The organism is Sphingopyxis indica (assembly GCF_900188185.1).
GTDB classification, from domain to species: domain Bacteria; phylum Pseudomonadota; class Alphaproteobacteria; order Sphingomonadales; family Sphingomonadaceae; genus Sphingopyxis; species Sphingopyxis indica.
Genome location: NZ_FZPA01000030.1, coordinates 1 through 4,307, shown reverse-complemented (window position 1 = coordinate 4,307; position 4,307 = coordinate 1). Strand labels below are relative to the sequence as shown.

Annotated in this window: 5 protein-coding genes; 2 read left to right on the top strand and 3 right to left on the bottom strand. The window is 60.9% G+C overall.

Annotation, left to right across the window (positions count from 1 at the left end; genetic code table 11):
- Together CHB69_RS20340 and CHB69_RS19460 are read left to right on the top strand one after the other, a co-directional pair.
- Positions 1-429: hypothetical protein (locus CHB69_RS20340; RefSeq protein ID WP_170935653.1), on the top strand; the 429-nt coding region annotated here is incomplete at its 5' end.
- 180 nt (positions 430-609) lie between these two features.
- Positions 610-1,260 (top strand): DUF6445 family protein, encoded by a 651-nt coding sequence (locus CHB69_RS19460; protein ID WP_052208628.1) that lies wholly within the window; start codon positions 610-612, stop codon positions 1,258-1,260.
- Here CHB69_RS19460 and CHB69_RS19455 read toward each other — a convergent pair.
- From CHB69_RS19455 to CHB69_RS19445, 3 genes are all read right to left on the bottom strand, one after another.
- Positions 1,191-2,741, bottom strand: a complete 1,551-nt coding sequence (locus CHB69_RS19455; protein ID WP_039578025.1) for an adenine nucleotide alpha hydrolase family protein — start codon at positions 2,739-2,741, stop codon at positions 1,191-1,193. The two genes, CHB69_RS19460 and CHB69_RS19455, sit on opposite strands and share 70 nt — an antisense overlap.
- On the bottom strand, positions 2,741-3,232 hold the full coding sequence (locus CHB69_RS19450; RefSeq protein WP_039578023.1) for a lasso peptide biosynthesis B2 protein: 492 nt from the start codon (positions 3,230-3,232) through the stop codon (positions 2,741-2,743). The genes CHB69_RS19455 and CHB69_RS19450 overlap by 1 nt, the downstream gene beginning before the upstream one ends.
- Positions 3,233-3,748: 516 nt before the next feature.
- The gene (locus CHB69_RS19445) at positions 3,749-4,192 is read right to left on the bottom strand and encodes a vWA domain-containing protein (RefSeq protein ID WP_089217549.1); all 444 of its coding nucleotides are present in this window, start codon (positions 4,190-4,192) and stop codon (positions 3,749-3,751) included.
- Between the last annotated feature and the right edge of the window lie 115 nt (positions 4,193-4,307).

Here is a 4,307-nt window from a genome sequence, read left to right as displayed (position 1 = left end):
AGCTCAGAGATGCGAAGCATCTTCCAGGCCGCAGGTTTCACCTATGTACAGAAGCGCCGACAATGGGAAAGCGGCACATGCGGAGACCCGCCGGCGGGGGCGTCCTATGAGGCCGGTGCAATAGGGACAATCGAAGACATCAATGGTGATGGCCGGCCCGAGGTCATCGTGACTGAAGGCGGCGCGATCTGCTTCGGCATGTCGGGTTTGAGCTTCCAGTTGTTGACCCGGCAGCCGAACGGCCAATGGAAGGTTATGACGGCCGGCATCGGAATTCCCGAGTTGCTTGCGACAAGAGGTTCGGACAATTTTCCCGACATTCAGGTCGGCGGACCGGGGTTCTGTTTTCCAGTGGTTCGCTGGAGCGGGGGTGAATACAAGCTCCACCGGCATGAATATGAAGGAAAGCCCTGCTCACCGCCCCGATGAGGGGACGAGTGCCGCGCTTGTGCAACTCTGCCGCAACCCGCTGCGCTTCAACGAATGTGGTATGCGTATTTCGAAGAACGCTTCAGGTGAATCTTCACCACGCGATCGTGGTCAGCATGTCTGAGGATTACGCGAAAGATAAACTGGCACCTTGGAGGTAGCTCGCGGAAGGAAGGAACAATGGTCGTTGATAGCACCGGCCCGCAGATCATCGTCGTCGATGACTTTCTGACAGATCCCGACGGCGTGCGGGCGACGGCGCTCAGGCAGCCCTATGTCAAAATGCACAGCGCCGGCCTGCGTACCGAGGCGCGTTTCCTGCATCTGGCGCCCTATCGCCAAAGGTTCGAGGATTTGCTCGGTCATCAGTTGGCGCATTGGGACGACAATACCGCCAACGGGCGATTCCAGGTTTGCTTCGCCAACGATGCCATCCCGTATCATTCCGACAGTCAGTCTTATGCAGGCGTCCTGTTTCTTACCCCCGACGCCCCGCTGGGAGCGGGCCTGTCTTTCTTCCGCGGGCGCCGGAGCGGTCTGCGCCGACGGTCCAGCGACGCCGCACTGATGGCCTTGACCTTCGGGAGCGATGCGGAATTCGACCGCGGGCACTGGGAGGAGATCGACCGGATCAGCAATATCTATAACCGCCTGGTCCTGTTCGACGCGCATCTCGCCCATGGCGCGAGCGCCTATTTCGGCGACCGGTTGGAGAACGGCAGGCTGTTTCAGAATTTCTTCTTCGATATTGCTACCCGGGATCACGGCGCCCAGCAAAGCTCCTCCGGTCGGTCAAGTTCCCAAGCCAGAATCCAGAACGCGACCGCGTAGAGCGCCAGCACTTCCCTGTCCGACACGGGCTTCCAGGCACCAAGCGCGCGGGTCCTGCGAATCAACCATGTTGCGGAAATGCCCAGATGCCCCAGCGTGGCGGCGGCGCGATCGAAACAATCGGCAATATGAGTGGCATGGCGTTCATAAGCGCGCATCCAAACGCCGTCATAGGCCGTCTTGCCCTTCCGCCGGACAACGGCGTCGGGAAGATAGCTGCCCAGCGCATCCACCAGGATCGATTTGTCGGGCCGCTTGCCCCTTGCCGCCGAGTGCTCCGACCAGAGCTGACCTGCCTGAAATATGCGCAGATCGGAAAACGGCGTCCTGATGGTGACGCCATATCGTTCCTTGACCCATAGGTCCTGCCGCGCGTCATAGACGAACGTGCCGGCTGACCGGGCCATCCAGGGCGATGCGTTAGTGGCCTTTGTGGCTGCGGAAACAATGGCCCAGCTTCGCGCTGAAAACGGTCCTCGCCCCGGTGGATTGCGGACAAGTCCTTCCCTTGAGGTCAGATCCGTCGCGAAGCATTGGTCCCCGCCATGCCCCATATAGATGCGCTGTGCATGGTGCCGACTGGCGAAGCGCGCAACCTGCTCGGCATGGCGGATGCCGGTTACATAGACCGACGGCTCGTCCCAGCGCACAGGCTCGTCGCTGGGCGCGTAGGGGAAAAGCGTTGTGCCGTCGAGGATAGTGCGGGGAATTCCAAGTTCTCCAGCGACACCCGCTTGCACTTCGACCTCGTCGCGGAACTCATAATAGGGATAGACCGATGAGATGCCGTGCATGTCCTGCCGCGCCATCAGTGTGGTCGCGGCAAGCGTGCTATCGAATCCGCCTGAAACCTCCAGGACCGATCTGGTGATCCCGGCCTGCGAATTCCCGTACGCCATGAATGCCGCACGGACCTCTGCGGCAATCTCTTCCCGGCTCACTGTGCGGACCGGTCGTCCATCGATGAGTTCGCAGCGTTCGAGCCGGTTCGCGACGAAATGGTTGATCGAGGCGCGACGCACCCGGTGCCATCCGGCGACTGGCGTTTCGGTGAAAGCGTTCGGCTCATAAGAAGAGTGCTGGCACGCTGCGGCGACGGCCATGATGATTCCACGCCGGGAAAGGCGTGAAGTGTTCGCGACGGGCAGGGCGGTTGTGAAGCGCAGCCCCTTCTCGGTTGGGCAGTAATAGAGTGCAATCGGGCACGCTCCGCCGCGCATAACCGACAAACTGCCATCATGCCGCACAATGAAGGCGATGTCGGTCAGTTCAAGATAAGGCGCGATCGCTTCCGTGCCGGCCATCGCCAAGCGCCTGATGAAGAGTTCGGTCCGCTGATCGATTTCATCGTCATAGAGGCACAGATAGGTGATGCCGCAGCCCGGTAGCGTGACGTGCCGGGTGGCGACCGAAGTGCGGACCTCGAGTTCGGCGTCTCCAATTTCGACATTCGTTGTGGTTGGGCGAAAAAAGGCCGGCATCAGGGCAGCGTGATGGTCCAGGCCGGTTGATAAAGATAATGCTCTGCCACCGGCTCGAACGGCAGGACACCGGCGACCGTGCACCAGGCGTGCAACTTTCGCGTCGGCGCCAGCACACCGATCGCCAGAACACAGGAGTTGCCCGCGGCAAGCGCCAGCCAAGCGGTAAGCAAGGCGCGAGGATAGCAATCGGAGAATCCGACGGCATCTTCCGTGGCGGCAACCGCACGCGCGATCGCTTCTACCGTGTTCTGCCCGCCGTGCGGATGGCTTGCTGAACGGCTCGCTGCCAGCCCGATCAGCTTCGCACTCAGCCTGAACGGCAGGCCATGACGCGAATGATGAAGGAGGTGATAGGCCAACCGCATCCGCCATCCGGACCCAGGGCGAAGATCGTCGCCCTGGCTCGCAAGCGACCAGCCAACGCGGTCGGATGGATCGGCGAGTGCTGCGTCGTCTGGACCGGACAAGCCGATCACCTGGCGAAACACCCTGTCTCCAAGGCGTTCCACAGAGAGCAGGTACAGTTTTCCGAACCGCGGCCCGTAAATCAGGCAGCGGCGGTCATCTATCCTGACAGGCGACCAGCTTTCAGCGGCCGCTTTCCGTTCAGTTATAGGTGCCGGGGTGGCATTGTTCGTTGAAGTGGCCGCTGCCCCCGCGAACGGCGCCGGCAGCCGCGTGATGACAGAACAGAGCCTGAAACAGCGCGCGAAGAAACGTCATGTATTGATCCCCCCTGGGCGATGGATGTCGTGGTTAATCATCCAAAACGATGTATGAGAGTCAAGAACAAACGAACGGCGCCTCGCTTGCGACAGAAAGATGACAACCTCGATGCATTGCAAAAGAAAAAGGTCGCGGAACCAGCGGAGCGGCTGCAAACTTTGCAAGCCTTGGAAACGCAATGGTGTCCGAACCGAGAGCCGCAACGGGGAGCGCTTCAGCGACCATCGGCGGCGCACGGCCCATAAGGTTAAGCTGATCGAGGTGCCTGAATGAACGGGTCACGGTTGTCCGGCCCTGGCCTTGGCGAACTGACGCGTATAGGAACGGGTCTGGGCAGATCTCCATCCATCCTGCGGCATCGACGGCGCGCGACCGCTGTCGATGCGTCGGGCGGAGGTCACGGGATCGCCGCCGCAGGTCTCTTCGCCATCTGACACAACATAGATGATCTGCTCCCTCGGCGTTGAGGAGGCCGTCAGCAGAGCCTCGGCACGATCGAGTCCGGCGGCAAGCGGTGTCCAGTCAACTGCACGGACCCCTTGCAATGCCGCGCGAAGTTGCCCCCTGTCAGACGACATCGGTGCGAGGACGTCGATTGCGGAACATGACTTCGCCTTGCCTTCCTCCTTGTTGTTCCCCTGCTGCCCGAAGGCGGAGGCCACAGGTTCGAATCCTGTCGAGTGCGCCAATTTTCCCTCAAATATCAGTGTCTTATCGGCCATCGGCAATCGTGGTCATTCGAAGCGTCGGCTGGCCACGGAAGCACCTGGCGCTCAACTCCCCCCGATTCTCCTTGGTTTTGCGTGGTTTCTGTAGCTTCTTGGAAGCGCCTCTCCT

Excerpts from the sequence above, each read along its gene's own strand:
- CHB69_RS19460 (WP_052208628.1), top strand. The coding sequence starts at position 610 with ATGGTCGTTGATAGCACCGGCCCGCAGATCATCGTCGTCGATGACTTT.
- CHB69_RS19455 (WP_039578025.1), bottom strand. The coding sequence starts at position 2,741 with ATGCCGGCCTTTTTTCGCCCAACCACAACGAATGTCGAAATTGGAGAC.
- CHB69_RS19445 (WP_089217549.1), bottom strand. The coding sequence starts at position 4,192 with ATGGCCGATAAGACACTGATATTTGAGGGAAAATTGGCGCACTCGACA.